The organism is Cellulomonas sp. 73-92 (assembly GCF_001898175.1).
Classification (GTDB): Bacteria; Actinomycetota; Actinomycetes; order Actinomycetales; family Cellulomonadaceae; genus Cellulomonas.
Map to the genome: position 1 here is coordinate 409,944 of NZ_MKTH01000008.1, position 25,286 is coordinate 435,229.

The 25,286-nt window shown below is 74.8% G+C and carries 29 protein-coding genes and 1 pseudogene; 11 read left to right on the forward strand and 19 right to left on the reverse strand.

Features of this window, described 5'->3' with window-relative positions:
- Positions 1-62: 62 nt before the first annotated feature.
- From BGO37_RS05425 to BGO37_RS17820, 3 genes and pseudogenes are all read right to left on the reverse strand, one after another.
- Positions 63-1,307: an MFS transporter gene (locus BGO37_RS05425; RefSeq protein ID WP_291752919.1), complete on the reverse strand. Its 1,245-nt coding sequence runs from the start codon at positions 1,305-1,307 to the stop codon at positions 63-65.
- A complete protein-coding gene (locus tag BGO37_RS05430; protein WP_367188086.1) occupies positions 1,304-2,242 on the reverse strand; it encodes a sugar MFS transporter in 939 nt (312 codons plus the stop codon). The genes BGO37_RS05425 and BGO37_RS05430 overlap by 4 nt, the downstream gene beginning before the upstream one ends.
- Positions 2,243-2,278: 36 nt before the next feature.
- Positions 2,279-2,719: pseudogene (locus tag BGO37_RS17820) on the reverse strand (sugar MFS transporter); the annotation flags it as partial.
- 41 nt (positions 2,720-2,760) lie between these two features.
- On the opposite strand from BGO37_RS17820, the gene BGO37_RS05435 reads away from it, so the two are divergent.
- The gene (locus BGO37_RS05435) at positions 2,761-3,852 is read left to right on the forward strand and encodes a LacI family DNA-binding transcriptional regulator (RefSeq protein ID WP_291752922.1); all 1,092 of its coding nucleotides are present in this window, start codon (positions 2,761-2,763) and stop codon (positions 3,850-3,852) included.
- Here the strand turns inward: BGO37_RS05435 and BGO37_RS05440 are convergent, their stop codons facing one another.
- From BGO37_RS05440 to BGO37_RS05460, 5 genes are all read right to left on the reverse strand, one after another.
- Positions 3,853-4,269, reverse strand: coding sequence for a MaoC/PaaZ C-terminal domain-containing protein (locus BGO37_RS05440; RefSeq protein WP_291752924.1), 417 nt, complete (start codon positions 4,267-4,269; stop codon positions 3,853-3,855). It lies immediately after the preceding gene.
- Entirely contained in the window at positions 4,266-4,706 is a 441-nt protein-coding gene (locus BGO37_RS05445) for a MaoC family dehydratase N-terminal domain-containing protein (RefSeq protein WP_291752926.1), read from the reverse strand. Before BGO37_RS05445 ends, BGO37_RS05440 begins: the two co-directional genes overlap by 4 nt.
- Before the next feature lie 13 nt (positions 4,707-4,719).
- Complete coding sequence (gene rpmG, locus BGO37_RS05450; protein ID WP_263729726.1) at positions 4,720-4,890, reverse strand: 50S ribosomal protein L33; 171 nt, start codon at positions 4,888-4,890, stop codon at positions 4,720-4,722.
- A gap of 139 nt (positions 4,891-5,029) precedes the next feature.
- Complete coding sequence (locus BGO37_RS05455; protein WP_291753016.1) at positions 5,030-5,518, reverse strand: GNAT family N-acetyltransferase; 489 nt, start codon at positions 5,516-5,518, stop codon at positions 5,030-5,032.
- 23 nt (positions 5,519-5,541) lie between these two features.
- Complete coding sequence (locus BGO37_RS05460) at positions 5,542-5,913, reverse strand: helix-turn-helix transcriptional regulator (RefSeq protein ID WP_291752928.1); 372 nt, start codon at positions 5,911-5,913, stop codon at positions 5,542-5,544.
- 98 nt (positions 5,914-6,011) lie between these two features.
- Between BGO37_RS05460 and arsM the strand changes: the two genes are divergently transcribed.
- Positions 6,012-6,740, forward strand: coding sequence for an arsenite methyltransferase (gene arsM / locus BGO37_RS05465; protein WP_291752930.1), 729 nt, complete (start codon positions 6,012-6,014; stop codon positions 6,738-6,740).
- 242 nt (positions 6,741-6,982) lie between these two features.
- Here the strand turns inward: arsM and BGO37_RS05470 are convergent, their stop codons facing one another.
- Together BGO37_RS05470 and BGO37_RS05475 are read right to left on the reverse strand one after the other, a co-directional pair.
- The gene (locus BGO37_RS05470) at positions 6,983-7,393 is read right to left on the reverse strand and encodes an arsenate reductase ArsC (protein ID WP_291752932.1); all 411 of its coding nucleotides are present in this window, start codon (positions 7,391-7,393) and stop codon (positions 6,983-6,985) included.
- Between the two features lie 18 nt (positions 7,394-7,411).
- The gene (locus BGO37_RS05475; RefSeq protein WP_291752934.1) at positions 7,412-8,068 is read right to left on the reverse strand and encodes a helix-turn-helix domain-containing protein; all 657 of its coding nucleotides are present in this window, start codon (positions 8,066-8,068) and stop codon (positions 7,412-7,414) included.
- 163 nt (positions 8,069-8,231) lie between these two features.
- On the opposite strand from BGO37_RS05475, the gene BGO37_RS05480 reads away from it, so the two are divergent.
- Together BGO37_RS05480 and BGO37_RS05485 are read left to right on the forward strand one after the other, a co-directional pair.
- Positions 8,232-8,423, forward strand: a complete 192-nt coding sequence (locus tag BGO37_RS05480; protein ID WP_291752936.1) for a hypothetical protein — start codon at positions 8,232-8,234, stop codon at positions 8,421-8,423.
- Between the two features lie 134 nt (positions 8,424-8,557).
- Positions 8,558-9,256: a YoaK family protein gene (locus BGO37_RS05485; protein ID WP_291752938.1), complete on the forward strand. Its 699-nt coding sequence runs from the start codon at positions 8,558-8,560 to the stop codon at positions 9,254-9,256.
- A 96-nt stretch (positions 9,257-9,352) separates the two neighbouring features.
- Here the strand turns inward: BGO37_RS05485 and BGO37_RS05490 are convergent, their stop codons facing one another.
- The 3 genes from BGO37_RS05490 to BGO37_RS05500 form a co-directional block, all read right to left on the reverse strand.
- On the reverse strand, positions 9,353-9,814 hold the full coding sequence (locus BGO37_RS05490; RefSeq protein WP_291752940.1) for a hypothetical protein: 462 nt from the start codon (positions 9,812-9,814) through the stop codon (positions 9,353-9,355).
- A 130-nt stretch (positions 9,815-9,944) separates the two neighbouring features.
- The gene (locus BGO37_RS05495) at positions 9,945-10,448 is read right to left on the reverse strand and encodes a MarR family winged helix-turn-helix transcriptional regulator (RefSeq protein WP_291752941.1); all 504 of its coding nucleotides are present in this window, start codon (positions 10,446-10,448) and stop codon (positions 9,945-9,947) included.
- Positions 10,445-12,253 carry an MFS transporter gene (locus BGO37_RS05500; RefSeq protein WP_291752943.1) on the reverse strand — a complete coding sequence of 603 codons (1,809 nt, stop codon included), beginning with the start codon at positions 12,251-12,253 and terminating at the stop codon, positions 10,445-10,447. Before BGO37_RS05500 ends, BGO37_RS05495 begins: the two co-directional genes overlap by 4 nt.
- A gap of 274 nt (positions 12,254-12,527) precedes the next feature.
- Here BGO37_RS05500 and eno point away from each other — a divergent pair, with 274 nt between their 5' ends.
- Positions 12,528-13,784 carry a phosphopyruvate hydratase gene (gene eno / locus BGO37_RS05505; RefSeq protein ID WP_291752945.1) on the forward strand — a complete coding sequence of 419 codons (1,257 nt, stop codon included), beginning with the start codon at positions 12,528-12,530 and terminating at the stop codon, positions 13,782-13,784.
- Positions 13,781-14,488 (forward strand): 2,3-bisphosphoglycerate-dependent phosphoglycerate mutase, encoded by a 708-nt coding sequence (locus tag BGO37_RS05510; RefSeq protein WP_291752947.1) that lies wholly within the window; start codon positions 13,781-13,783, stop codon positions 14,486-14,488. Before eno ends, BGO37_RS05510 begins: the two co-directional genes overlap by 4 nt.
- On the opposite strand, the gene BGO37_RS05515 is transcribed toward BGO37_RS05510, so the two are convergent.
- Positions 14,445-15,698, reverse strand: a complete 1,254-nt coding sequence (locus tag BGO37_RS05515; RefSeq protein ID WP_291752949.1) for an MFS transporter — start codon at positions 15,696-15,698, stop codon at positions 14,445-14,447. The genes BGO37_RS05510 and BGO37_RS05515 overlap by 44 nt on opposite strands.
- Before the next feature lie 93 nt (positions 15,699-15,791).
- On the opposite strand from BGO37_RS05515, the gene BGO37_RS05520 reads away from it, so the two are divergent.
- Positions 15,792-16,688, forward strand: a complete 897-nt coding sequence (locus BGO37_RS05520) for a hypothetical protein (RefSeq protein WP_291752951.1) — start codon at positions 15,792-15,794, stop codon at positions 16,686-16,688.
- On the opposite strand, the gene BGO37_RS05525 is transcribed toward BGO37_RS05520, so the two are convergent.
- Entirely contained in the window at positions 16,685-17,170 is a 486-nt protein-coding gene (locus BGO37_RS05525) for an FHA domain-containing protein (RefSeq protein ID WP_291752953.1), read from the reverse strand. The genes BGO37_RS05520 and BGO37_RS05525 overlap by 4 nt on opposite strands.
- Before the next feature lie 187 nt (positions 17,171-17,357).
- Between BGO37_RS05525 and BGO37_RS05530 the strand changes: the two genes are divergently transcribed.
- Positions 17,358-18,218, forward strand: coding sequence for an SDR family oxidoreductase (locus BGO37_RS05530; protein ID WP_291752954.1), 861 nt, complete (start codon positions 17,358-17,360; stop codon positions 18,216-18,218).
- A 115-nt stretch (positions 18,219-18,333) separates the two neighbouring features.
- Entirely contained in the window at positions 18,334-19,002 is a 669-nt protein-coding gene (locus BGO37_RS05535; RefSeq protein WP_291752956.1) for a PAS and ANTAR domain-containing protein, read from the forward strand.
- A gap of 46 nt (positions 19,003-19,048) precedes the next feature.
- On the opposite strand, the gene BGO37_RS05540 is transcribed toward BGO37_RS05535, so the two are convergent.
- Complete coding sequence (locus tag BGO37_RS05540) at positions 19,049-19,840, reverse strand: endonuclease/exonuclease/phosphatase family protein (protein ID WP_291752958.1); 792 nt, start codon at positions 19,838-19,840, stop codon at positions 19,049-19,051.
- A gap of 57 nt (positions 19,841-19,897) precedes the next feature.
- Here BGO37_RS05540 and BGO37_RS05545 point away from each other — a divergent pair, with 57 nt between their 5' ends.
- Entirely contained in the window at positions 19,898-20,500 is a 603-nt protein-coding gene (locus BGO37_RS05545) for a nucleotidyltransferase family protein (RefSeq protein ID WP_291752960.1), read from the forward strand.
- A 39-nt stretch (positions 20,501-20,539) separates the two neighbouring features.
- Here the strand turns inward: BGO37_RS05545 and BGO37_RS05550 are convergent, their stop codons facing one another.
- Entirely contained in the window at positions 20,540-20,977 is a 438-nt protein-coding gene (locus BGO37_RS05550) for a hypothetical protein (RefSeq protein WP_291752961.1), read from the reverse strand.
- Positions 20,978-21,199: 222 nt separating this feature from the next.
- On the opposite strand from BGO37_RS05550, the gene BGO37_RS05555 reads away from it, so the two are divergent.
- On the forward strand, positions 21,200-23,782 hold the full coding sequence (locus BGO37_RS05555; protein WP_291752962.1) for an ATP-dependent DNA ligase: 2,583 nt from the start codon (positions 21,200-21,202) through the stop codon (positions 23,780-23,782).
- 85 nt (positions 23,783-23,867) lie between these two features.
- On the opposite strand, the gene BGO37_RS05560 is transcribed toward BGO37_RS05555, so the two are convergent.
- Together BGO37_RS05560 and BGO37_RS05565 are read right to left on the reverse strand one after the other, a co-directional pair.
- Positions 23,868-24,728 (reverse strand): Ku protein, encoded by an 861-nt coding sequence (locus tag BGO37_RS05560; RefSeq protein WP_291752964.1) that lies wholly within the window; start codon positions 24,726-24,728, stop codon positions 23,868-23,870.
- A gap of 82 nt (positions 24,729-24,810) precedes the next feature.
- A complete protein-coding gene (locus BGO37_RS05565; RefSeq protein ID WP_291752965.1) occupies positions 24,811-25,227 on the reverse strand; it encodes a CBS domain-containing protein in 417 nt (138 codons plus the stop codon).
- Positions 25,228-25,286: the final 59 nt, after the last annotated feature.

The window sequence follows — 25,286 nt, forward strand, 5'->3', positions numbered from 1 at the left end:
ACAGTACGGCGGTTATGTGGACGGATGGGCCACGGCGAGGTGAACGGCTGGTGACCTGCTCATCACGATTCGGCATCGGTGGCCGCGACGCCCGCCGCCACCGGCCGGCGCAGCGGCGCGGCGGCGCGTACGACGAGCAGCCCGAGCACCACCGGCACGGCGATGACCAGGAGCGCGTGCCGGTACCCCACGTGCTGGGCGAGGAGCCCGAGCAGGGGCGGGCCCGCGAGGAACGCGGAGTAGCCGATCGTCGAGACGACGGCGACGCGCTGGGCGGCGTGCAGCGGGTCGTCGGACGCGGCGCTCATCCCGACCGGGAACCCGACCGCGGCACCCGCACCCCAGACGACCACACCGACGAGGGCCAGCGGCAGCGGCCCGGCCAGCCCGAACAGCCCGAGCCCGACGATCGACAGCACGGCGCACAGCCGCAGGATCGCGATGCGGCCGAACCGGTCGAGGAGCGCGGTGGCGAACCACCGCATCCCGGTCATCGCCGCGACGAACAGCCACAGGCCGAGGGCGCCCAGGGCGTCCGGCGTCTTCCAGCCGTCGACCACCGAGAGGCTGACCCAGTCGTTGGCGGAGCCCTCGGTGAGCGCGGCGGCGAGCACGACGAGCCCGACGAGCAGCGTGCGCCCGTCGGTCCAGGCGGCCAGCGCGCCCCGCGCGCCCCGGTGGACCACGCCACCATCCCCGACCGGTGCGCGGTGCGGCTCCTCCGCACGCGGCAGGAACCCGGCGATCGACCACAGGAGCACGACGAAGGAGAGGGCCAGGACCACCGGCAGGTGCACGCCGATCGGCACGTGCACCGCCGCGAGCAGGGCGGACAGCGCCGCCGCGACGACCGTGCCGAGCGAGAACCCGGCGTGGTAGCGCGGCATGACGGTGCGGCCCAGCCGCTGCTCGACCGCCGCCCCCTCGATGTTCATCGCCGCGTCCCACGTGGCGGTGCCGACGCCGTACACGACGAGCCCGACGACGGTCCCGACGACGTGGTGCGCGCCGGCGAACACGCCCGCCGCGGCGAGGCCGACGGCGTTGAGCGCGGCGGCACCCGCGACGGTGGCGCGGGTCCCGAGGCGCTCGACGACCAGCCCGGACAGCGGCAGCGCGGCGACCGACGCGACCGCGCCGGTGAAGAGCAGCAGGCCCATCTGGTCCTTGCGCAGGCCGAGCCCGTCCTGGACGGCCGGCAGCCGCGACGCCCAGGACGCGAAGTTGAACCCCGACAGGGCGAAGCACACGAAGACCCCGAAGGAGGCTCGCCGCAGGCGTGGAGCGGTGTCGGTGGGCATGGTCATCGCAGCTCCCCGGAGGTGGTGACGAGCGCGCCGGCCCCGGCTGAGAAGGGCTCCGACGCCAGTGTGGCCCGGACCGGTGCGGGGCGGGAACGGCGGACCTGCCCGGCGACGGCCACCGAGGCGACCATCGCGACCGTCACCAGGAGCAGCGCGTGCCGGGCGCCCATCGACTCCGCGGCGAGCCCCAGCAGCGGGGGCGCGGTGATCGAGGCGACCGACGAGAACACCGACACCGCCGCGACCCGCCCGGCGGCCCGGCGTGGGTCGTCGGACGCCGCGGCGATGCCGATCGGGACGGCCAGCGCCGCGCCGAACCCCCAGAGCGCGACGCCGGCCGCGGCGAGCGGCAACGACGGCACCAGCCCGAACGCCAGGAGCCCGAGGAGCGAGGCGACGCCGGACACGCGCAGCACGGTCACCCGGCCGAACCGGTCGATGAGCCGGGTGCCGAGCACGCGGACCGCCGTCATCGCCCCGACGAACAGCCCGAGCACCAGCCCGCCCGAGGCCTCCGGCGCGTGGAAACCGTCGACGACGGCGAGCGACAGCCAGTTGTTCGCCGAGCCCTCGGACAGCGACGCGGCGAGCACCACGACGCCGATGAGCAGCGTGCGCCGCTCCTTCCAGGGGTCGAGGGCGGCCGTGAAGCCCCGCCCGCGCACCGGCGCCACCGGCCCGGCGACCTCGCCCAGGCCGCCCGCGCGGTCCTCGTCGTGCTCGTGGTGCTCGCGGTCCTCGTCGGCCTCGTCGGCCGTCCGCGGCAGCAGCGCGCCCGGCAGGGCGGCCAGCCGGGCACCGACCGCGACGGCGACGACGGCGGGCATCTGCACGACGAGCGGCACGCCGGCGCGCGACGCCAGGGCGCCGAGGGCCGAGCCCGCCATGGCCCCGAGCGAGAACGCGGCATGGAAGGTGGGAATGACCGTGCGGCCCATCGCGCGCTCGATGCGCGCCGACTCGACGTTGAACGTCACGTTGGCCAGCGCCACCGCGACGCCGTTGAGCAGGATGCCGGCGGCGAGCAGGCCCCCGGAGCGCACCCCTGGCCCGACGCCCATGAGCGTGTAGCCGACGACGAGGATCCCCGAGGCGACGAGCAGCGTGCCGCGGTTGCCGAGGCGCTGCACGACGACGCCGGAGAAGGCCACGGCGGCGAGCGCGCCGACCGAGCCGACGAGGAGGAACGCCCCGAGCTGCGCGGTGGACAGCTGCAGCAGGTCACGGACGGTCGGCAGGCGGGCGAGCCACGACGACGTCATGAGCCCGAACAGCAGGTACATGGAGACGAGCAGCCAGCGGGCTCGCGAGGCTGTGCTGAGGGGAAGGGCTGGCGGCACGGCGGGTCCCGGGACGTGATCGAATCGATTCGACCGCCAGGCTACCAGACCGCTCGAAACGTTTTGAGGGTCGCCGTGACATCCTTGTTCGCGAGCCGGGGGCCGTCGAGGCGCCGGTGCCGACCATCGAGAGGGTGCCCGTGTCGCAGCAGCGTCCGACGCTTGCCGACGTCGCCGCGGCCGCCGGGGTCTCGGTGTCGACCGCGTCGCTCGCGTTCTCCGGCGCCGGGCCGATCGCCGCCGCGACGCGCGAGCGCGTGCGCCAGACCGCCGCCGATCTCGGCTACACCGGGCCGAACCCGCTGGGCCGTCAGCTGCGCCGCGGGCGCTCGGGCATCGTCGGGGTCGTGGTCGGGGACGCGCTGCGCCGGTCCTTCCGCGACCCGGTGTCGGTCCAGGTGCTCGACGGCATCACGTCCGAGCTCGGCCCGCTCGGCCTGGGCGTCCTGCTGATCCCCGGCCCCCTCGACGTCGCCGAGCCCGTGATCGACCCGCTCATCGGGTCGGCGGCGATGGACGTCGCGATCATGCTGTGGGGCGGCACCGTCAACGACCTCGTGGTCGACGCCCTGCGGCGCCGGAGCATCCCGATCGTCCTGGTCGAGGGCCGCCGCCAGCCCGGCCTGTCGGTCATCGGCATCGCCGACCGGGACGGGATCCGGCAGGCGACGGAGCACCTCGTCGGCCTGGGGCACACCCGGATCGCCGCCGTGACGCTGCCGTTCGGCCCGGACCGCACGTCGGGGTTCGCCGACGACGAGCGGCTCGGCGACGTGCGGTGGGACCTGACCCGCCGCCGCCTGGGCGGCATCCACGACGCCGGCGTCACGCCGGTCGCCGTCTACGAGACCTCGGCCTCGCTCGTCGAGCACGGCACCGAGGCGGGCCGCGCCCTGCTGTCGCTGCCCGAGCGTCCCACGGCGATCGTCTGCCACTCCGACCTGCTCGCCGGCGGCGTGGTGCTCGCGGCTCGCGAGCTGGGGCTGCGGGTGCCGCAGGACGTCTCGGTCGTGGGCTTCGACGGCCTCGACCTGCCGTGGCTGCTGCCGGACGTGCTGACGACGGTGGCCCAGCCGCTCGCCGAGAAGGGTCGCGCGGCCGGCCGGGAGGCGGCCCGGCTGCTGGTCGAGGGCGAGGAGCCGGCGTCGGTCGAGCTGCCGGTCAGCCTCGTCGTCGGGACCACCACCGGCCCGCCGCCGGCGTCCTGATCAGGGCAGGTGGACGACGACCTGGGCCTTGCCCAGCACCCTGCTGCCGTCGAGCGTGACGTCGAGGTCGATGCGCGCCGTGCCCTCGTCGGCGTCCAGCGCGCCGACCGTGGCGACCACGAGGGGGGTCGCCTCGCCGTCCGCGGGCACCGGCACCGGCCGGGTGAAGCGCGTCCCGTAGCCGACGACGAGCCCCGGGTCGCCCACCCAGTCGACGACCACCTGCACGGCCGCGCCCATCGTCCACATGCCGTGGGCGATGACGCCCGGCAGGCCCACCGCCAGCGCGGCGGACTCGTCCTGGTGGATGGGGTTCTGGTCGCCGGAGGCGTGCGCGTAGCGGACCAGGCGGGCACGGTCGACGTGCAGGGTGGCGCGGGCCACCTCCTGCCCGACGACGAGACCGGCGGGGGTCACGGGCGGACCGCCAGCGTGGACGTCACCGTCGCCACCGGAGCGCCCGCGTCGTCGGCCACCTCGACCCGCGTGGTGACCATCGCCAGCCCGGCCCGCTCGACGACGGAGTCGACGTGCAGCGTGGTGACGAGGCGGTCGCCGGCGACGATCGGGCGCGTGTAGGCGAACCTCTCCTCCGCGTGGACCACGCGGGAGAAGTCGATCCCGGCCGCGGGGTCATCGACGTAGGCGGCCTCGGAGCGCTGCGCCACCACGACCGCCCAGGTCGGGGGCGCGACGACGTCGGCGTGCCCCAGCGCACGCGCAGCCTGCGGGTCGGTGTGGGCCGGGTGCGTGGCGCCGACGGCCTCCGCGAACGCCGCGATCTGCTCGCGCATCACCGCGTACGGCTCGTCGGGCGGGTACACGCGCCCGACGAACGAGGGGTCGACCGGCACGGGGCCGACGCGACTAGCGGGTCTCGCGGTGAACGGTGTGGCGCCCGTCGCGCGGGCAGTACTTCTTCAGCTCGAGCCGGTCGGGGTCGTTCCGCCGGTTCTTCTTCGTGATGTAGTTGCGCTCCTTGCACTCCGTGCAGGCGAGCGTGATCTTCGGACGGATGTCCTGGGCCTTGCTGGCCATGGCGTTGCCACCCTCTGCTGTGTACCGGGCCCCGGCCGCATCGGGACGCGGGCCGGGAAGCTGGAGCCAGGCGCGGCGGGATCACCCGCCCACAAGGCCGACCCATCCTACGGCATGCGCACCGCCCCGCCGAACGTGGTCAGTCCCCTGCCTCCGGGAGCCGGTTCTCCAGCAGCAGCACGTCGCGCCACTGCCCGGCGAGCGGCCCGTGGCTCATGCGCCCCAGCCGCTCGCGGGTGCCCACGACGCGGAAGCCGGCGGCCCGGTGCAGCGCGACGCTCGCGGCGTTCTCGGGGAAGATCCCGGCCTGCACGGTCCAGGCCCCGGCCTCGCGTGCCGAGTCGACGAGCGCGGCCAGGAGGGCCCGGCCGACCCCCCGGCCGCGCGCGGCCTGCGCCACGTACACCGAGTCCTCGACGACGCCGGCGTAGACGCACCGGCCGGACACCGGCGAGGCGGCGGCCCAGCCCAGGACCGTGCCGCCGTCGACCGCCACGAAGCGGTGCGCCGCCAGGTGGCCGGCGTCGAACGCCTCCCACGTCGGGGGCTCCGCCTCGAACGTCGCGTGCCCGGTGGCGATGCCCTCGGCGTAGACCCGCAGCACGTCGCCGGCGTGCGCGGCCGTCATGGGGACGACGATCACGGACGTGCTCACGCCGCGGCGGTCAGGTGCGAGGCGAGGTGCGACGTGATCACGTCGAGGGCGCCGGGCACCAGGGTGTAGTGCACCCAGACGCCCCGCTTCTCACGCGTCAGCAGGCCGGCGTCGACCAGCACCTTGAGGTGGTGCGACACCGTGGGCTGGCTCAGGCCCACGGGCTCGGTCAGGTCGCAGACGCACGCGTCGTGACCCTCGTGCGCGGCGATCAGCGACAGCAGCCGCAGCCGCGCCGGGTCGGCGAGCGCCTTGAGCGTCGTGGCGAGCGCGAGGGCGTCCGCCTCGGAGATCGACGGCGCGGTGAGGGGCGTGCAGCAGACGGCGACGCCCGCGGCGGCGCCGACCGGGGTCAGGACGAGATCCATGGCGTCATGCTACATCGACACCTATCTATATTGACAGCCATCGATCACTACGCGATAGTGCAGACATCGACAGTCATCGATCCCTAGGGGGAGCCGTCATGAACGACATCCGCGACGAGGTTCGCGAGCACTACGCCCTGAAGGTGGTCGAGGCGGTGTCCGGCACCGGTTCCGGCTGCTGCGGCCCGAGCTCGGCCTGCAACTCCTTCTACGACGAGGCCCAGATCGCCGGCCTGCCGGCCGAGGCCAAGGCGGCGTCGATGGGCTCCGGCAACCCGACCGCCATCGCCGAGCTGGCGCCCGGTGAGCGGGTGGTCGACCTCGGCTCCGGCGGGGGCATCGACGTGCTGCTCGCGGCGGGGCAGGTGGGGCCGACCGGCCACGTGTACGGCGTGGACATGACCGACGAGATGCTCGCGGTCGCCCGCGCCAACGCGCAGCGGGCCGGCGCCGCCAACGTCGAGTTCCGCAAGGGCGTCATCGAGCGCCTGCCGCTCGACGACGCCTCCGTCGACGTCGTCATCTCCAACTGCGTCATCAACCTGTCCCCCGACAAGCCGGCGGTCCTCGCGGAGGCGTTCCGCGTGCTCGCCCCGGGGGGCCGGCTCCGGGTCGCGGACGTGGTCTCCGACGAGCCGTTGTCCGACGACCGTCGCGCCCAGCTCGGCAGCTACGCGAGCTGCGTCGGCGGCGCGCTCTCCGACGGCGAGTACGTCGACCTGCTGACCAGGGCGGGCTTCGTCGACGCGGCGGTGACGTTCACCGCGCACCGGGACAACGGCGTGCACCCGGCCGTGGTCCGCGCGACCAAGCCGCGGGAGGCGTAGCCCCGTGAGCGACCCGCAGATGCTGCTCCTCGTGCACCACCGCATCACGCGTGGCCTTGAGGAGGCCCACGCCAGGCGCGTGGGACGGGCGGAGGCCAGCGGCCCGCGCCGGAGGCCCTGGCCGTTCGGGCGCTCGTCGCGCAGGGGGGCGACGACCGCACCGGCTGCCTGCTGCAGCGCCGCCTGAGCGGACGGAGCCCCGCCGCACCGGCGGGGCTCCGTCATGCCCGGGCTTCGTCGTCCTAGCCCGCGACCGGGACGCCCAGCTCGTCGAGCAGCCCGACGACCCGCGCCCGGATCGCGTCGCGGATCGGGCGGACCTCCTCGATCGGCCGGCCGGCCGGGTCGTCGAGCTCCCAGTCCTCGTACCGCTTGCCCGGGTAGAACGGGCAGGTGTCGCCGCAGCCCATGGTGACGACGACGTCGGAGGCCTTGACCGCCTCGGCGGTGAGGACCTTGGGTTGCTCCGACGCGATGTCGATGCCGACCTCCGCCATCGCCGCGACGGCCACGGGGTTGACGGCGCTGGCAGGGGTCGAGCCGGCGGAGCGGACCTCGACGGCCCCGCCGGCCAGGGCCTGCAGGAAGCCCGCCGCCATCTGCGAACGGCCGGCGTTGTGGATGCAGACGAACAGGACGGTCGGGCGGGCCATGGTGCTCCTCGGGTGGTCTCAGGCCGCGGCGGTGTGTCGGGCCAGGGTGTCGACGCGGCGCCGCAGGTCGTCGACCGCGGCGTCGAAGGCGGCATCGGTGCCGGCGGGCACCGGGTCGGCGACGGACCAGTGCAGCCGGCCCGCACCGCGCAGCTCCTCGTGGGCGACGTCGCACACGGTGACGACCAGGTCGTCGTCGCGCACGACGTCGGCCACCGCGCGCGGCGCGGGCGCGAGGAGCACGAGGCCGTGGCGGGCCGCCGCCGCGACGGCGCCGGCCGCGATCGCCATAGCGGGGTGCGTCCCGGCCGACGCGACCGGGATCCCGCTCGCCTCGTGCCAGAGGGCGGCGGCGAGCTGCGAGCGCGCGGAGTTGCCCGTGCAGACGAACACCACCCGATGCACCGGCAGCACCGGGGACGGCAGCAGGCCCCCGAGGGCCGGTGGCGCCAGGTGGAGGTACGTGCGGCGCCGGTCGGCGTGCGAGCGCGTGCGGGTGACGATCCCCGCGCCGGCCAGGACGCCGAGGTGGTGCGCGAGCAGGTTCGACGGGACACCGAGCGCGGACTGCAGCTCGACAGGTCCCGCGTCGCCCAGCGCGAGCAGGTCGACGATCCGGAGCCGGACGGGATCGGCGAGCGCCGCGAAGCGGGCGACCCGCACGTCCGGTGGCATTCGCTCACTATCCATTGAGTCAATGATGACTGAGTGAATAGCCGGGCGTCAAGAAGGTATGCAGATATTGACGGCTATCGATATTGACACTCATCGATGTCTGGTCCACGATAGAGCCATCGATGAACATCGATGTGTTGCCACCGTCGGACCGGGAGTCACGATGCAGCCCGAGATGTACCTCGTCATCTACCGGCAGCAGGAGCGCGAGCTCGAGCAGCGGCTGTTCCGCCAGCTCCAGCAGACGTGCTGCCGGGCGCTCGCCACCGCCAGGCGCTCGTGGTGGAAGCCGCTCGCCGAACGGCTCGGCGCGGCCCGCCGCGCACCGTCGCTGCCCGCCTGCTGCCCCGCCTGACCGCGGGGCGGCGGGAGTCACCACGCCGCGCCCGCGCGGGCCGGCGGCCTCGGTGCCACGCCACCGGCGCCAGGTGCGCCGCCACGGCGCCACCGCGGTCGCGCGGCCCGACGAGGCCGGGTGAGGATGACGCGGTGAGCGCCACCGCCCCCCGACCCGGCCTGCTCCGCGACCCCGCCCACGGACCGCTGCCGGCGCTGCTGCTGGCTCTGACGTTCCTCACCGGGCTCGTCGACGCGGCGAGCATCCTCGGGCTGGACCGGGTGTTCGTGGCGAACATGACCGGCAACGTCGTCTTCCTCGCCTTCGCGGCGGCCGGGGCGCCGGGGTTCTCGCTCGTCGGCTCCCTCGCCGCCCTGGCCGGCTTCCTCGTGGGCGCCGCGGCGGGCGGGCTCGCGCTGCGCCGCCGGCCACCCGACCGCGGCACGCTGCTGGCCGGCACCTGTGCCGCCGAGCTCGGGCTCGTCGCGGCCGCCACCGTCGTGGCCACCGCCGACCCCCGCGCCCACGCGGCGACGTGGACGATGACCGGCCTGCTCGCCGTCGCGCTCGGCGCCCAGAACGCGGTCGCCCGCCGGCTGGCGGTGCCGGACCTCACGACGACGGTGCTGACCATGACCCTCACCGGCATCGCCGCCGACGCGAGGGCCGGACGCACCCTGACCCGCCGGCTGCTCGCGGTCGCGGCGATGTTCCTCGGCGCGGCCGCGGGCGCGCTGCTCGTGGACCGGGTGTCGCTGGCCGCCGGGCTGGCGGCGGCCACCGTGGTGCTCGCCCTGGTCACCGCGGGGGCGTTGCTCGCGAGCCGCCGTCCGGCGCCGTGGCGGGCCTGACCTCCGCGGGCCGGCTCCACCAGGACGGCGCTCGCCTCGCCGGCGGCCTTCTCCCGGGCGTCGAGCGCGCCGGCCCCGGCCGCGGGGCGACGACGCTCACCGCTTGGCGCAGGTGGTGGTGGTCTGGGTCCCGTCGGTCGCCGTGTACACGAGCCGGACCTTGTTGCCGTCGATGCTGACCGCGAGCGGTGCTGCCGCGGCGCTCTCGCCGTCCGAGAAGGAGGGGGTCCACGGCGAGGTGAACGTGCCCTGCGGCGCGTCCTTGGCGGGGAAGCTCGCGAGCACGCCTCCCGCAATGCCCGGGGAGGGCCAGTGGGTGACCTTCACGGTGAGGTCGCCGAACGCGCTGTCCCACGTCCCGGAGCCCGTCTGGTCTCCGGCGGTGATCGTGAAGGTGCCGTCGCCCACGTCCACCGTCGCCGAGCCCTCGGAGCTGGGCGACGTGCACTCCCAACGGCCCTTCATGTAGCCGGCCATCGTGGCCGAGGCCGCGCAGGATGCCAGCAGCACCGCCCCGCACGCCCCGACCGTGGCACCCACCAGAACCGTCTTGTTCATCGAGCCCTCCCTCCGCACGGCGGCCGCCGATCGGCCACCCGGACGGGGAAGGATCTCGGTCGCCGGGCGGCGCGACACCAGAGGCGAGGCCGTTCGGAGTTGTTCGACGGTCTCCCGGACGGTGCTCGGCTCAGGCGCGCGACCCGGCCGTCGCCTCCAGGACCCCGCGCGCAGTCGCGTTGCTCGCCTCGCGCGCCACCTTCTCGAGGGCGTCGAGCGCGGCGGCGACCGTCGCCACCTCGTCGTCGTCGAGCACCGTGAGGAGCGCGGCGACGCCGTGCGCCTGCTCGGTCCGGGTCTCGACCAGGAGGCGGCGCCCCTCCGCGGTGATGTCGACCAGCGTCGAGCGCGCGTCGTCGGGGCTGGGCCGCCGCTCGACGAGGCCGCGCTCCTCGAGCGCGCCGACGATCCGCGTGACGGCCGGCGGCGAGAACCGCTCGATCCGCGCGAGGTCGCTCGGCCGCTGGGCGCCGTACCGGTACAGGGTCGCCAGCGTGGAGAAGTGACCGACCGCCAGGTCGCCGCTGGACGGCCGGATGCGCCGCCCGATCCGCAGCATCGCCGGCGTGAGCCGCATCGCCACCGCGGTCCGGGCGTCCCCGGCGGCCGCCGGGACGGTCGCGGGCGTGGTCATCGCCCGCCGCCGCCCTTCGAGGTGCCCGTGTTGGGCGCCTCGCCGTCGGCACCCGCCAACGCCGGGCCGGCGCCGTGCGCGTCGGCCTCGTCGAGCACGCGGTTGGCCGCCGCGACGACGACGTCCTCGTGCACGAACCGCTGGCCACGGGCGAGCGAGGCGACCGCGGCGATGACGGACATCGCGGCGGCGACGAGGAACACCACCACGAGGCCGTCGTGGAACGGGCCGGAGACGAGGGTCGGGAAGAACTCCTTGCCCGTCAGGGCGGCGGCGTCCGCCGGCTTCAGGCGGTCGAGGACGCCTGTCGGGCCGAGCAGCGTCTGGATCGGGTTGTAGCCGAGGAACGCCGCGAACAGGCTGCCGACCGGCGGCAGGTTGGCGACCTGCGCCGCGGCGGCGTCCGGGACGCCGTGCGCCAGGAGGCCCGCCTTCAGCGTCGACGGCAGCGAGGACGCCAGGCCGACGATCATCAGCGAGAAGAACACGCCGATCGACAGCGACCCACCGGCGTTCTGCAGCGTGCCGGTGACGCCGGACGCGGCCCCGCGCTGGCGGGCGGGCACCGAGTTCATGATCGCCGTCCGGTTCGGCGCGCCGAACATGCCGGAGCCGATGCCGGACAGGAACGAGATCACCGCGAACTGCCAGTACTGGAAGTCGACGGGCAGGGCGAGGTACAGCAGGAACGTCGCCGCCACGAGCAGCAGGCCGATCGACGCGAAGGCGCGGGCGCCGAACCGGTCGGACAGGATGCCGGACACCGGCCCCGCGATGAGGAAGCCGACGGTGATCGGGAGCATGTAGATGCCGGCCCACAGCGGCGTGGACTCGAAGCTGTAGCCGTGCAGCGGCAGCCAGATGCCCTGCAGCCAGATGATGAGCATGAACTGCAGCCCGCCGCGGCCGATGGACGCCAGCAGCGAGGCGAGGTTGCCGGCGCTGAAGGCGCGGATCCGGAACAGCCGCAGGTCCAGCATCGGCTGCGCCGCGCGGAGCTCGATCGCCGCGAACAGGCCGAGGACGCCGAGGCCGCCGACGATGCCCGCGAGCACCCACGGGTTGGTCCAGCCGGTGGTCGAGTGCCCGTAGGGCTGGATGCCGTAGGTGATGGCGACGAGCACGGAGGTCAGGCCGAGCAGGAACGTGATGTTGCCGGCCCAGTCCATGCCGCCGGGGTTGCGCTCGCCGGTCTCGTGCAGCGAGCGGTACGACCAGATGGTGCCGAGGACGCCGACCGGCACCGAGACGAGGAACACCCAGCGCCAGTGGACCACCGCGAGCGCGCCGCCCAGCAGCAGGCCGATGAACGTGCCGGCGATCGCGGCGACCTGGTTGATGCCCATCGCGAAGCCGCGCCGCTCGGGCGGGAAGGCGTCCGTGATGATGGCCGTCGAGTTGGCGAACAGCATCGAGCCGCCGACCGCCTGCAGCAGGCGGAAGCCGATGAGCCACATGGCGCCGCGCTGGCCGGAGAACGGGTCGACGGACAGCAGGATCGAGCCGACGGTGAAGACGACGAAGCCGAGGTTGTAGATCTTGACGCGGCCGTACATGTCGCCGAGCCGCCCGAACGTCGTGACGAGGACGGCCGTCACGAGCATGTAGCCCATGAGGGTCCACAGCAGGTAGCTGACGTTGCCCGCCTGCAGCGGGTTGAGGTCGATCCCCTTGAAGATCGCCGGCAGCGAGATCAGCACGATGTTGGCGTTGATCGTCGCCATGAGCATGCCGAGCGTGGTGTTGCTCAGCGCCACCCACTTGTACCGGGGGTGGTCGGCGGCGATGAAGGTCGAGCGGGGCATGCGGTGACTGCCTCCGGGCACGGGGACGGATTTGCTTCACACATGCTAAGTACTCCCCGCCGCTCGTTGTTCCCTCGCTCGTGACGCGAGACGTCCGGTGCGCGGTAGCGTCACACCCGTCACGGCGGTGGGGCTCGCCACAACCGCGGTCTCGCTCTCGGGCGTGGCCGCCAACGGTCCCTGGGGCACCCGGTGGGTGCGACCGTGACCACGCGTCCCGGTCTCCTCCCCGGCCGGCCCGTCCATGCGGCGCACGACGAGGGAAGGAACGACGATGACGCGATTCACGCAGGTGTCCGGCCTGGAGGTCCTGGACTCCCGCGGCAACCCCACGGTCCAGGTGACCCTGGTGGCCGACGACGGCGCCGGCTACGTCGCCGGCGTGCCGTCCGGGGCCTCGACCGGCACCCGCGAAGCGGTCGAGCTGCGCGACGGGGACAAGGCCCGCTACGCCGGCAAGGGCGTCACCCAGGCGGTCGGGCACGTCAACAGCGAGATCGCCGACCTGCTCACGGCCCGCGCCTGGTCCTCGCTGGAGGAGGTCGACGAGGCGCTGATCGCCCTGGACGGCACCCCGACCAAGGCCCGGCTGGGCGCCAACGCGATCGTCGGGACCTCGATGGCCGCCGCCCGCGCCTTCGCCGGGACCAGCCCGCTGTGGCAGTCGCTGCAGCCGGCCGGCGTGATCCCCCGGCTGCCCGTGCCGCACTTCAACGTGCTCAACGGCGGCGTGCACGCCCCCAACGACCTGGACTTCCAGGAGTTCATGGTCGCCCCCGTGGGCGCACCCTCGTTCCCCGAGGCGCTGCGCGCCGGGGCCGCGGTCTACGCCCGGCTGCGCGCCCTGCTGCAGGCGAAGGGCGAGGCCACCGGCCTGGGCGACGAGGGCGGCTTCGCCCCCAACATCGCCCGGCCCGAGGACGTGCTGACCCTCATCGTCGAGGCGATCACCGCCGCCGGGTACCCCACCGGACGCGCCGGCGTGGCCATCGCGCTGGACCCCGCGGCCAGCGAGTTCTACCGCGACGGCGCCTACCACGTCGCTGGCGAGACGCTGACCAGCGACGACATGATCGCCCGTTACGAGGCCATCGCCACCGACTTCCCCGTGTGGTCCCTGGAAGACGGACTGGCCGAGGGCGACTGGGACGGCTGGCAGCGGCTGACCGCACGCCTCGGCGACCGGGTCCAGCTGGTCGGGGACGACATCTTCGTCACCAACCCCGCCATCATCACCGAGGCCATCGCCCGGCACGTCGGCACCGCGGCCCTCATCAAGGTCAACCAGATCGGCTCCATCACCGAGACCCTGCGAGCCCAGGAGATCTGCCGGGCGGCCGGCTACGCCCAGATGATCTCCCACCGCTCCGGGGAGACCAGCGACACCTTCATCGCCGACCTGGCCGTGGCCACCGGCACCGGCCAGCTGAAGACCGGCGCCCCCGCCCGCGGCGAACGCGTCGCCAAGTACAACCGCCTCCTCGAGATCGCAGCCACCCGACCGGATCTGCCCTACGGTCTGATCTCGTGACGGTGCTGATCCTGCTGCGCAACGGACAGAGCCTGGCGGACGCCCGGCAGGCCTTCGCGGGACTGCTGGACCCGGAGCTGACCCAGACCGGGGTCGCCGAGGCGCACGGGGTCGCCGACCTGCTGACGAGCCGGGGCGTGCACGTCGACCTCGCCGTCACCTCTCCCCTGGCCCGGGCCGCGCAGACGGCGGACGCCGTCCTCGCGCGGCTCGGCCAGGCCGGCGTGTCCCGCCTCGTCTCGTGGCGGCTCGCCGCCCGTGACCTCGGCTGCCTGACGGGTGTGGCGAAGCCGCGCGCCGTCGAGCTCTTCGGCGCCGAGTCGATGAGCCAGTGGCGGTTCTCCACGGACGGCAAGCCCCCGGCGGCCAGTCCCGAGCGGATCCGGGCGCTGCCGTGGCGGCCCGACGCCGACGTCGTCGAGCACCTCCCGTTCGGCGAGGGCGAGTCGCTGCGGCAGGTCGAGGACCGGCTCCGGCCGCTCTGGGAGGACGAGCTGCGGCCCGCGCTGGCGGCCGGCAGGACCGTGCTCGTCGTCGCGCACACCGACTCGCTGCGGGCGCTGCGCCGCGTCGTCGAGGGCCGCGACCAGGACGAGGGCGACACCCTGCGCGTGGTGCCGGCCCAGCCCCTCGCCTACCGGACCGACCCCGCCGGCGACGTCATCCCTCCGGCGCTGTACCTGGAGAACCAGGCCGCAGTGTGACGGTCAGCACGGCCGCGGCCGCCATCCACGCGGCCGCGTAGCCGAACGCCAAGCCGGCCGAGCCCGCCGCCCACAGCACGCCCGCGACGAGGGAGGCGCCGAGCGCGCCGGCCGCCTGCACCACGCCCAGCAGCCCGTAGCCGTTGCCGCGGAGCCGGTCGGGCAGCTGCCGCGCGACGAAGGTGGACTCGCTCGTCTCGCCCAGGCCGATGCCGACACCGGCGAGGAGCATCCCGGCCAGCGGGGCCACCCAGCCCGCACCCCCGAGCCCGAACACCAGGTAGCCGACGACGTAGACCAGCGCCCCGGCCAGCAGCACCACCCGGGGGCCGCGCCGGTCGGCGAGCGACCCGCCGACGAGCGACGCGCCCGTGGCCGCGGCGTTGTGCGCGGCGTACATGAGGATCGCCAGGCTCGTCGCCGCCGTCGCCGACCGCCCGGCCGCCTCCAGCTGGGTCGTCGCCCGCAGGATGAGGAAGGTCGTCGCCAGGTTGCCGACCTCGAAGCACGCGACCGGCACCAGCACCCGGGCCAGGCCCGCCTCGCGCAGCTCGCGCAGGTTGAAGCTCAGGTGACGCCTGGCCTGGGGCGCGGCGAGGCTGCGACGCGCCTCACGGGCGGCGACGGTGATCGCCGCCACCGCCAGCAGGCCGGGGACGAAGGCCCACAGCATGGCGTGCCGCACGGACATGACCGCCACCAGGGCCGACGCGAGCAGGGGCCCGACGAGGGCGCCGAGGTTGTCACCCGCGCGCTCGAGCCCGCTGGCGCGGCCGTAGGCGCGCGCCGGGGTCAGGGACATCAGCAGCGTGTCCCGCGCGGGCGAGCGGACGCCGCGAGACGCCCAGGCGACCGCGCGGAGGACCGCCACCTGCCACACGGCGGTGGTCAGCCCGATCGCCGCGGTCGCTACCGCGGTCAGCAGGTAGCCGCCGGAGGCTAGCCGTCCACGGCGCTCGCGGTCGGCCGCCAGCGGACCGCCGGCGAGCTTGGCGATGCCGACGAGCGCGTCCGAGACGCCCTCGATGACGCCCAGGGCGGCCGGCCCGGAGTGCAGCGTCGACGTGAGGAACCCCGGCAGCAGGCTCGTGACGAGCTCGTGGCCCGCGTCGGAGCCGAACGACGCCACCGAGACCGAGGCGACGCCCGGCGTCAGCCAGCGGCCCTCCGGCTCGTGCGGCCTGACCTCGTCGTGAACCACGTCCGGCACGCGGGCCATCCTGCTAGCGTGACCGTCACCGGCGCCAACCGGCGCCCATGACGGGCCCCGGCAGATCGGCCGGTGGCCCGAGGAGGGCTCCCGATGACCACGTCGACGTGGGTCCGCACCCCGGAGCTGGACGGCTTCGGCCCCTGGATCCTCCGGGTCGGCACCAGCGACGATCTGCCCCCGCTGTTCCGCCACGTGGACCTCGCCGGCGCACGGGCCGCCGTGAAGATCCCCCGGCCCATCGAGCGCCGCGACGCCCGCGCCGGCATGGACCTGTACGACGCCCTCGTCGTCGTCCGCGGGGACGGCGTCGAGGTCTGGTCGCGCGCGCCCGGGGCGCCCGAGGGACACGTGCGACGGTGGCTGCCGGCCGACGACCTGCTGGCTCTGGAGGACAGCACCGACCTGCTCGACGGGATGCTGCGGCTGCACGCCCGGGCCGGCGCCCCGGTCGGGATCCCCTACAACGGGTCGTCGTCCGACGTCGTGCGGACCCTGCTCGACGAGATCCGCTCCTTCTGGCGACGGTCCGACGGGTTCGGGTACCCGGCGGAGGAGATGCCGCTCGACGCGCTGGGGCTCCACGACGTCGCTCTGGTGTCCCTCCACCGCGACCTCCAGCGGCACGACCCCCTGCTGCGGCCCGTGCTGCTGCGCCGCCGACGCACCGCCCGGCGCGCGGGGAACGCCTTCGTGGGCGCGGTGGGCCGGGCGTGGCCGACGATCCTGCACGCGGCCGTGGTGGAGACCACCGGCTCCGAGCTCGTCGTGCTCCACCGCCGCGTCTGGCTCGACCACGGCCGCCGAGGCGTCCACTCGCTCGCCACCACCGTCGTCCCGCTGACCCGCGGCATCCGCCTGGAGGTCACCGCCGACCCCCGGTGGACCGGCGTCCGGCGGCTGCGGCTGGCGCCGACGGAGGTGACCCTGCTGGCGCTCCCCGACGACGGCGTCGAGCAGGCCGTGCGCGGCCTGCTGCGCGACCTCTAGTCGCGGCCCTCCCGGGGCACCGCCTCGTCGTGCTCCCGGCGGTCGTCCGGACGCGGCCCCTGGTACGGGTGCCCCTCCCCCTCGCCGCCCGCCCGGCCACCGGCCGGCCGGCCGTGGTCGGCCGACTCTGCACGCAAGAACGTCAGGGCCCACGCGCCGATCCGGAAGGTCGACCCCGCGTGCAGCGGCTGCGGGCCGGGCGTCGCGGCCGGGTCGTCGTCGGTCGCCGCCGGCGCCGTGCCGGGCGCCAGGAGCGTGAGGACGTAGTCGTCCCGCTCGTCGTGCACGATCCGGGCGTGCAGCGGCGCGAGCCCGGTGAGGCGGATGTCGGAGCCCGGCGCCGAGCCGATGGTCGTCACCTCGTGGTCGAGGCCGAACACGGGCTGGCGCTCCCCCGACCAGCCGTGCTCGCCCACCGCCAGCACGAGGACCGGGTGACCGTCGCCGTCACCGCCATGGGTCGTCGTGACGTCGCTGTTCATGCGGCCTCCCCTCGGGGTCCGGCGCGCCGGCCCGGCGTCGTGGCTCCATCGTCGGCCCCCGCCGACGGGCGTGCCACCGCGGGCCGGCGAGACCGGCGACGCACGCCGAGGTGCCCCGACGGCGCCGACCTGCTTACCGTGGGGTGCGGTCCGCCACCGGCCACCGACGCTTCCTCGGAGGTACGTCATGCCGGACCAGCAAGCCTTCCCGCCGCAGCAGCAGGAGCCCCCCGGTTCCACCCGCGCGATGCAGCCCGTCCCCGACCACGGCGAGCAGTCCTACGTCGGGGCGGGCCGGCTCGTCGGACGGCGAGCCCTCGTCACCGGCGGGGACTCGGGGATCGGGCGCGCCGTCGCCATCGCGTTCGCCCGCGAGGGCGCCGACGTCGCGATCGGGTACCTCCCGGAGGAGCAGGCGGACGCCGAGGAGACGGCGGACTGGGTGCGGCAGGCCGGGCGCCGCGTCGCCCTGCTGCCGGGCGACCTGACGGACGAGCTGAGCGCACGTGAGCTCCCGCAGCGTGCCGTGGACCTGCTCGGCGCGCTCGACATCCTCGTCAACAACGCCGGCTTCCAGACGGCGCGCGGGGGCGGGATCGACGACCTGGACCCCGAGCGGCTGGAACGGGTGGTCCGCACCAACCTTCTCGCGCTGCTGTGGGTCACGCAGGCCGCCCTGCCCCACCTGCCGCGGGGGGGCGCGATCATCAACACCTCGTCGATCCAGGCGTACGAGCCGTCGGCCCCCTCCATCGACGACGCCTCGACGAAGGCGGCGATCAACGACATCACGGTGAACCTCGCCGCCGAGCTCGGACCGCGCGGGATCCGTGTGAACGCCGTCGCGCCCGGCCCGATCTGCACCCAGCCGCAGCCGGCCACCCAGGACCCCGACCACCTGGCGGCGTTCGGCGGGAACACACCGCTGGGCCGGGCCGGTCAGCCCGCCGAGGTGGCCCCGGCGTTCGTCTTCCTCGCCTCGCAGCGCGACGCCAGCTACGTGTCCGGGAGCGTGCTCGGCGTCACCGGTGGCAGGCCGGTCTTCTAGCGGCTAGCGTCCGCCCTTTGTGTATCGCTCATGTTGCGCAATTCGCGGTCGGGTGCGTACGGTCGCAGACGGGTCAGGACGTGGCCCTGCTCGACTCGCGAGGGGGGTTCCCGACATGGCGAGCAACGCGAAAGCGATCACCGGTGCCCTGACGTCAGGGGTGTCGTTCCAGACCGGCGAGTTCCGGTATGACGTGACGACCGATCGCTGGTGGTGGTCCGACGAGGTCTACCGCATGCACGGGTTCGAGCCCGGGGAGGTCGTGCCGACCACGGCGATGATCCTCGCCCACAAGCACCCGGACGACCGCGAGCGCTACGCGGGGGCGTTGACGAGCACCAGCCTGCTCGGCGGCACGTTCGCCTCCGTGCACCGCATCCTCGACGCGCAGGGCACCGAGCGGGTGCTGGCGACCGTCGGCGACGCGCACCCCTCCGGCCCCGGCGTGCGGGTCACGGAGATCACCGGCCACTTCGTCGACATCACGGCGGCCGTCCGGCTGCTCGCCGCCGACGAGGCGACCCGGCAGATCCGCCAGGCCGACGAGCGGCGCGCCGTCATCGACCAGGCGATGGGCGTCACGGCCGCGCGCACCGGGGTGACGGTCGAGGAGGCCTTCGACCTCCTGCGCGGCGCGTCCATGCGGTCCAACGTCAAGCTGCGCACGCTGGCCGAACGGGTCGTCGCGAACGCCCACCAGGCCACCCCGAGCACGGAGCTCCTGACGGACCTCGTGCGGCCGGTCGAGGAGGAGCCCGAGGCGGCGCCGACGGCCGATCGCTGAGCCGCGCGCACGCCGCGGTCCCGTGGTGCGGGACCGCGGCGTCGTCTCACGGCGTCCCGGCGCCGCCGGCCCAGCCGTCGAGCGCGAGGTCGACCGCCAGCGGCCGGTGGTCGGAGACCCCCGCGTCCGGCGCGAGCGGCGGCCCTAGCGGTGTGATCGCGCCGTCGACCAGCACGTGGTCGATCTGCCGCGCCGGGGCGGGCGACGGGAACGTCGCCGCCTGCGCCGCCAGCCGCCAGCCCGTGGCCCGCACGGCGGCACGCGTGCCGAGGTTGAGGTCCCCCAGCAGCACCAGCGGCCGTGGCAGCTCGCGGCTGGCGCGCGCGAGCCGGCGGAGCTGCACCACGTTCCAGCCCGGGATGAAGCTCAGGTGCGTCGCGACGACCGTCAGCCGGCCCTGCGGCGTGTCGAGCAGCGCGGACACCGCCGCCCGCGGCTCGTCCCGCGTCAGCTGCGGCCAGCGGTGCCCGGGGTGGATCACCGGCACGGTGTGGGCGAGGGCCGGCAGCGTCGTCACCCGCCAGCCGAGCACGGGGAACCGCGACACGAGGGCGATGCCGTACGCCGCGATGTCCGGCTGCTCCATGCCCGACGCCGCCGTCCACGTGCCCGGTTCACCGTGCAGCGTCGCCACGAAGCGGTGCGCCGTGGCGCCGGCGGCCCGCGCGGCCACCGTCGTCAGGTCCGCCTGCAGCGAGCGCGGCTGGTCGCGGTCCACCTCCTGGAGCGCCAGCACGTCGGCGTCGAGACTCTTGACCGCCTCGGCGAAGCGGGCGACGTCGACGCGGCCGTCGACGAGCGACCGGCCATGGAGGATGTTGAACGTCGCGACCCGCACCGGATCGATCCTGCCCGCCGGGGTGCCGGGGCGCGCGCCGTCCGGTAGGAACGACGGATGAGCGAGGATCGCGCCGCCCTCCAGGACGCCCTGCGCCTCACGGCCGTCGCACTCGAGGACGCCGGCATCCCCTTCGCCCTCGTCGGCGGCTACGCCGCGTGGGCCCGGGGCGCCCCCGAGCCGAGCCACGACGCCGACTTCGCGGTGCGCGAGCAGGACGTGCCGCGAGCCCGCGAGGCGATCGCCGCGGCGGGGCTTGAGCTGGCGGACCCGCCGGAGAACTGGCTGTTCAAGGCCTACTACCAGGGCGCCCTGGTGGACGTCCTCTTCCGCATGGTCGGCGAGCCCGTCACCGAGGAGATGCTGGCCGGCAGCGACGTCCTCGAGGTGCTCGCGGTGCGGATGCCCGTGCTGTCGGCCACCGACATCCTCTCGGCGAAGATGCGCGTGCTCGGCGAGCACTACTGCGACTTCACGCCGCTGCTGGGCATGGCCCGCGCCCTGCGCGAGCAGGTCGACTGGGCGCGGGTCCGCGACGAGACGGCGGCCTACCCGTACGCCCGCGCCTTCCTGACGCTCGTGCACGAGCTCGACGTGTCGCCGCTGGGCCCGCTCACCACCGGCCACCGGGACGGCAGCGGCCGGCCGGACCGCCCGTGAGGCGGCGCCGGCCGGCCCAACCGCGCGTGGACCGGTCCGTCAGTGGACCAGGCGGCCCGAGTCGACGGACAGGTGCACGACGTCGTCACTGACGTCCGCGATGTCCTCGGACGCCGCGAACCGGTGCCCCGAGAACAGCCCCTTGACGTCGATGCGGACGTAGCCCTCCCGGAGCAGTCGCGCGCGTTCCGTCTGCGGCAGGTCCGAGCCGAGGGTGCCGGCGAAGACGCCACCGCCGAGCGAGCCGACGCCGCCCCCCGCCGGGGCCGCGCCACCCGGCGCGACGAACACCGCGCCACCGACGTCCGGCTCCGCCGGCACCGTCTCGGCCCCCGGGTCACCGAGGTAGACGTCCGTGACGGTGCCGATCTCCGCACCCTCGACGTCGACGACGCGCATCCCGGTCCGCACCTGCTCGATGGCCCGCGGACCGCTCGTGCCGCCCATCCCCATGCCGATACCCGTGTCCGTGCTCATCGTCGTCTCCCTTCGGTGGAGGACGCGCCGGGCGCCCTCTCGGCCGCCCACGACAGCGGCGGCCACACGTCACCGGGCGAGGTCCTCACCCGCGGCGTGCCCGGTCTCATGGTCCCGCCGGGGCGGCGTCGTCGCACCCCGGACGCCTCTCACCAGGCAATCTGCGAATTGCGCGGCGGCTCCGACGGGGTGAGCCTGGAGCCCGGGAACCGAGGAGGAGACATGAGCCCCGAGACGTCGCAGCCGATCACCGTCGACGGCCACCGCATCCGGCTCACCAACCTCGACAAGGTGCTGTACCCGGAGACGGGCACGACGAAGGGCGAGGTGCTCGACTACCTCGCGCGCATCGCGCCGGTGCTCATCCCCCATGCCCGGCACCGCACGGCCACCCGCAAGCGCTGGCCCGACGGCGTGGACGGCCCCGTCTTCTTCCAGAAGAACGCCGACGCCTCCACTCCCTCGTGGGTGCGCACGCACCGCATCACGCACACGAGCTCCACCAACGACTACGTGCTCGTCGACGACCTGGCGACCCTCACCTGGCTCGGCCAGACCGCGACGCTGGAGATCCACGTGCCGCAGTGGCAGGTGGGCCGCGCCGGCGCGCACCTGGCGCCCGACCGGATGGTGCTCGACCTCGACCCGGGCGAGGGCGCCGGGCTGGCGGAGTGCGCCGAGGTCGCCCGGCTGGCCCGCGACATCCTGCGCGGCATGGGCCTGGACCCGCTGCCCGTCACCAGCGGCTCGAAGGGCATCCACCTGTACGCGGCGCTCGACGGCCGGCAGGACACCGACCAGGTCAGCGCGGTGGCGCACGAGCTGGCGCGCTACCTCGAGGCGGAGCACCCCGACCTCGTCGTCAGCGACATGAAGAAGTCGATCCGCGCCGGGAAGGTGCTCGTCGACTGGTCGCAGAACAACGGCAGCAAGACGACGATCGCGCCCTACTCGCTGCGCGGTCGCCCGCACCCCATGGTCGCGGCGCCGCGGACGTGGGAGGAGCTCGAGGACCCGCAGCTGCGGCACCTCGCGTACGACGAGGTCCTCGACCGCGTCGCACGCGACGGCGACCTGCTGGCGCCGCTCCTGGGCGCCCACCTGGCGCAGCTGGAGCCGACGCCCGAGCACCTCGCCCGGCTCGAGGCGTACAACGCCAAGCGCGACCCGGCCCGGACGCCGGAGCCGTTCGGCAGCGGCGAGCCGCGCCCGGAGGGCGCGCCGCCACGGTTCGTCATCCAGGAGCACCACGCCCGCCGCCTGCACTTCGACTTCCGGCTCGAGCACGAGGGCGTGCTCGTCTCGTGGGCCCTGCCGAAGGGCGAGCCCACCGACCCGAAGCGGAACAACCTCGCGGTGCAGACGGAGGACCACCCCCTCGCGTACGGCGACTTCGAGGGCGAGATCCCCAAGGGCGAGTACGGCGGTGGCACCGTGTCGATCTGGGACCGCGGGACGTACGAGCTCGAGAAGTGGCGCGAGGGCGCCGAGGTCATCGTCACGCTCCACAGCGACCGGCGCGGCTCGCGCCGCCTCGCGCTCATCCGCACCGGCAAGGCGGACGACGAGGCCACGTGGCTGATCCACCGCACCAAGGACCAGCCGGGTGACCCGGAGCAGTCCGCGGCCGACGAGGCCGCGCACGACGAGGCTCGTGCCGACCTGACCGGCGAGGCGGACCCGGCGGACACGGCGGACACGGCGGACCCGGCGGACCCGGCGGACACGGCGGACAACGGTGCGTCGCCGCGACGGACGGCGGACGCCGGCACGCGGCATCGCCCGGCGGTCGACGACGAGCCGGCTCGAGTCGCCGTGCCGCTGCACCCGATGCTGGCCTCGTCGGCCACCGCCGGCGAACGGCGCGAGCTCACCGCGGACGGTGCGGCGCGCGAGCCGCGCTGGGCCTTCGAGATGAAGTGGGACGGCTACCGCGCGCTCGCCGTCGTCGAGGCCGCGTCCGACGGTGGCCGGCGGCTCCGGCTCCTGTCGCGGACCGGCCAGGACCTCACCGCGACCTACCCCGAGCTGCACGTGCTCGCCGACCAGGTGCGCGGCGACCTGCCGGTGGTGCTGGACGGCGAGATCGTCGCCGTCGACGCCGCGGGCCGCCCCGACTTCCGGCGCCTCCAGCGGCACACCGGGCCGGTCGACCTCATGGTGTTCGACGTCCTCCAGGCCGGGTCACGGACCCTGCTGCGCACGCCGTACGACGAGCGCCGCGGCGTCCTCGACCGCGTGCTCGGCCCGGCGGCACCGATCCACGTGCCGCCGGCGTTCGACGGCGACCTCGAGGCGGCGAGCGCCACCGCGCAGCGGCTGCGCCTCGAAGGCGTCATGGCCAAGCGCCGCGACTCGACCTACACCACGGGGGCCCGGTCGCGGCTGTGGCTGAAGTTCAAGCGCACGCGCACGCAGGAGGTGGTGGTCGTCGGCTGGCGGCCGCTGCACGCGGGCGAGCCGCGCTCCGACGACCGGTTCGTCGGCGGCCTGCTGCTCGCGGTCCCCGGCCCCGACGGCGACCTGCGCTACGCCGGCCGGGTCGGCACGGGGTTCAGCGACGCCGACCGGCGGGCCGTGGCGACCCGGCTGGCGTCGCTCGACCGGAAGAGCCCGCCCCTGGAGGGCGTGCCGAGGATCGACGCCCGGTACGCCCACTGGGTCACCCCGTCCCTCGTCGGCGAGGTGGAGGCGGCGGAGTGGACGGCCGACCCGGCCACGGACCCGGAGGCCCGCCTGCGCGCGCCGTCGTGGCGCGGCTGGCGCGAGGACAAGAGGCCCGACGAGGTCGTCGTCGAGATCTGACCCGTCGGCCCCCGGGGCGACCTCGGTGAAGCCCGGACCGTGCTGGACGGTCCAGAGCCCACGGAAGTCGGGCGAGGGTTCCGCGTCAGCCGGTCCTCTTGCGGGCCCGCGCCGCCGCGTGCGGCTCCGCCTCGGCCTCGTCGGCCGCGCCGCCGCGCTTCGCCTTGGCCTCCGCGACGCTCTTGCGCAGCGCGTCCATGAGGTCGATGACCTCGGCACCGCCGCCCTCCTCGGCGCGTTCCCCGAAGGTGGCCGCGGTGTCGACCGCCTCGCCCCGCTCGAGCTTCGCCTCGACGAGCTGGCGCAGCTGCACCTGGTACTCGTCGGTGTACTGCTCGGGCGTGAAGTCGGTCGCGAAGCTGTCGACGAGCTGCTTGCTCATGGCCAGCTCGCGGTCGGAGACCTCCACCTTCGCCTCGAGCGACGGGAACTCCGCCGCGCGGACCTCGTCGGCCCACAGCAGCGTCTGCAGCACCAGCACGTCGCCGCGCACCCGCAGCGCGGCCAGGCTGGTGCGCTGGCGCAGCGCGAACTTCACCACGGCCGTGCGGTCGGTGGCCTGCAGCGTCTCGCGCAGCAGCACGTAGGCCTTCGTCGACTTCGAGTCGGGCTCGAGGTAGTACGTGCGGTCGAGCATGATCGGGTCGATCTGGTCGCTCGGCACGAACTCGACGACCTCGATCTCCCGGTCGCGCTCGGCGGGCAGCGCCGCGAGGTCCTCCTTGGTGAGCACCACCGTGCGCTCGCCGTCGTCGTACGCCCGGTCGATGTGCTCGTACGCGACGGTCTCGCCGTCGAGCTCGCAGACGCGCTGGTAGCGGATGCGGCCGCCGTCGGCGTCGTGGACCTGGTGCAACGGGACGTCATGGTCCTCGGTCGCGCTGTAGAGCTTGACCGGCACGTTGACGAGCCCGAAGGCGACGGAGCCCTTCCAGATGGAGCGCATGGGACCATGGTCCCCCGTCAGCGCGCCGCTGACCAGGGCTGCGGCCGGTGACCGCCGCGGGCGGCCGCCGGGCGGTGGCGCCTCATGCGTTCGCGGGCCGCGCCGAGACCTGGCCGAGGACCGAGGTGGGGTCGCTCACGATCGCCAGGTCGCCCAGCGAGACGATCCCGACGACCTTGTCGCCCGAGACCACCGGCAACCGGCGCACGGCGTGCTGGGCCATGACGCGGGCCGCGTCGGCGACGTCGTCGTCCGGGGAGACCGTGACGAGGTCGCCGCTGCAGGCCTCGGAGACCGGGGTGTCGGGCCCGCCGCCGGCGGCCAGGACGCGCACGACGAGGTCGCGGTCGGTGACGAGCCCGACGAGCTGGCCGCCGTCGGTGACGACGACCGCTCCGACGTCGGCCGTGTGCATGAGCTCGGCCGCATCGCGCGCGGTCCTCATGGAGCTGATCGAGATGATGTCCGGGGTCAGCACGTCGCTGACTGTCGTTGCCATGTCCGCTCCTCACCCGCCTCGACGGCGTGCCGGGGTCGGCGGCGCACTCCGCACCGCGA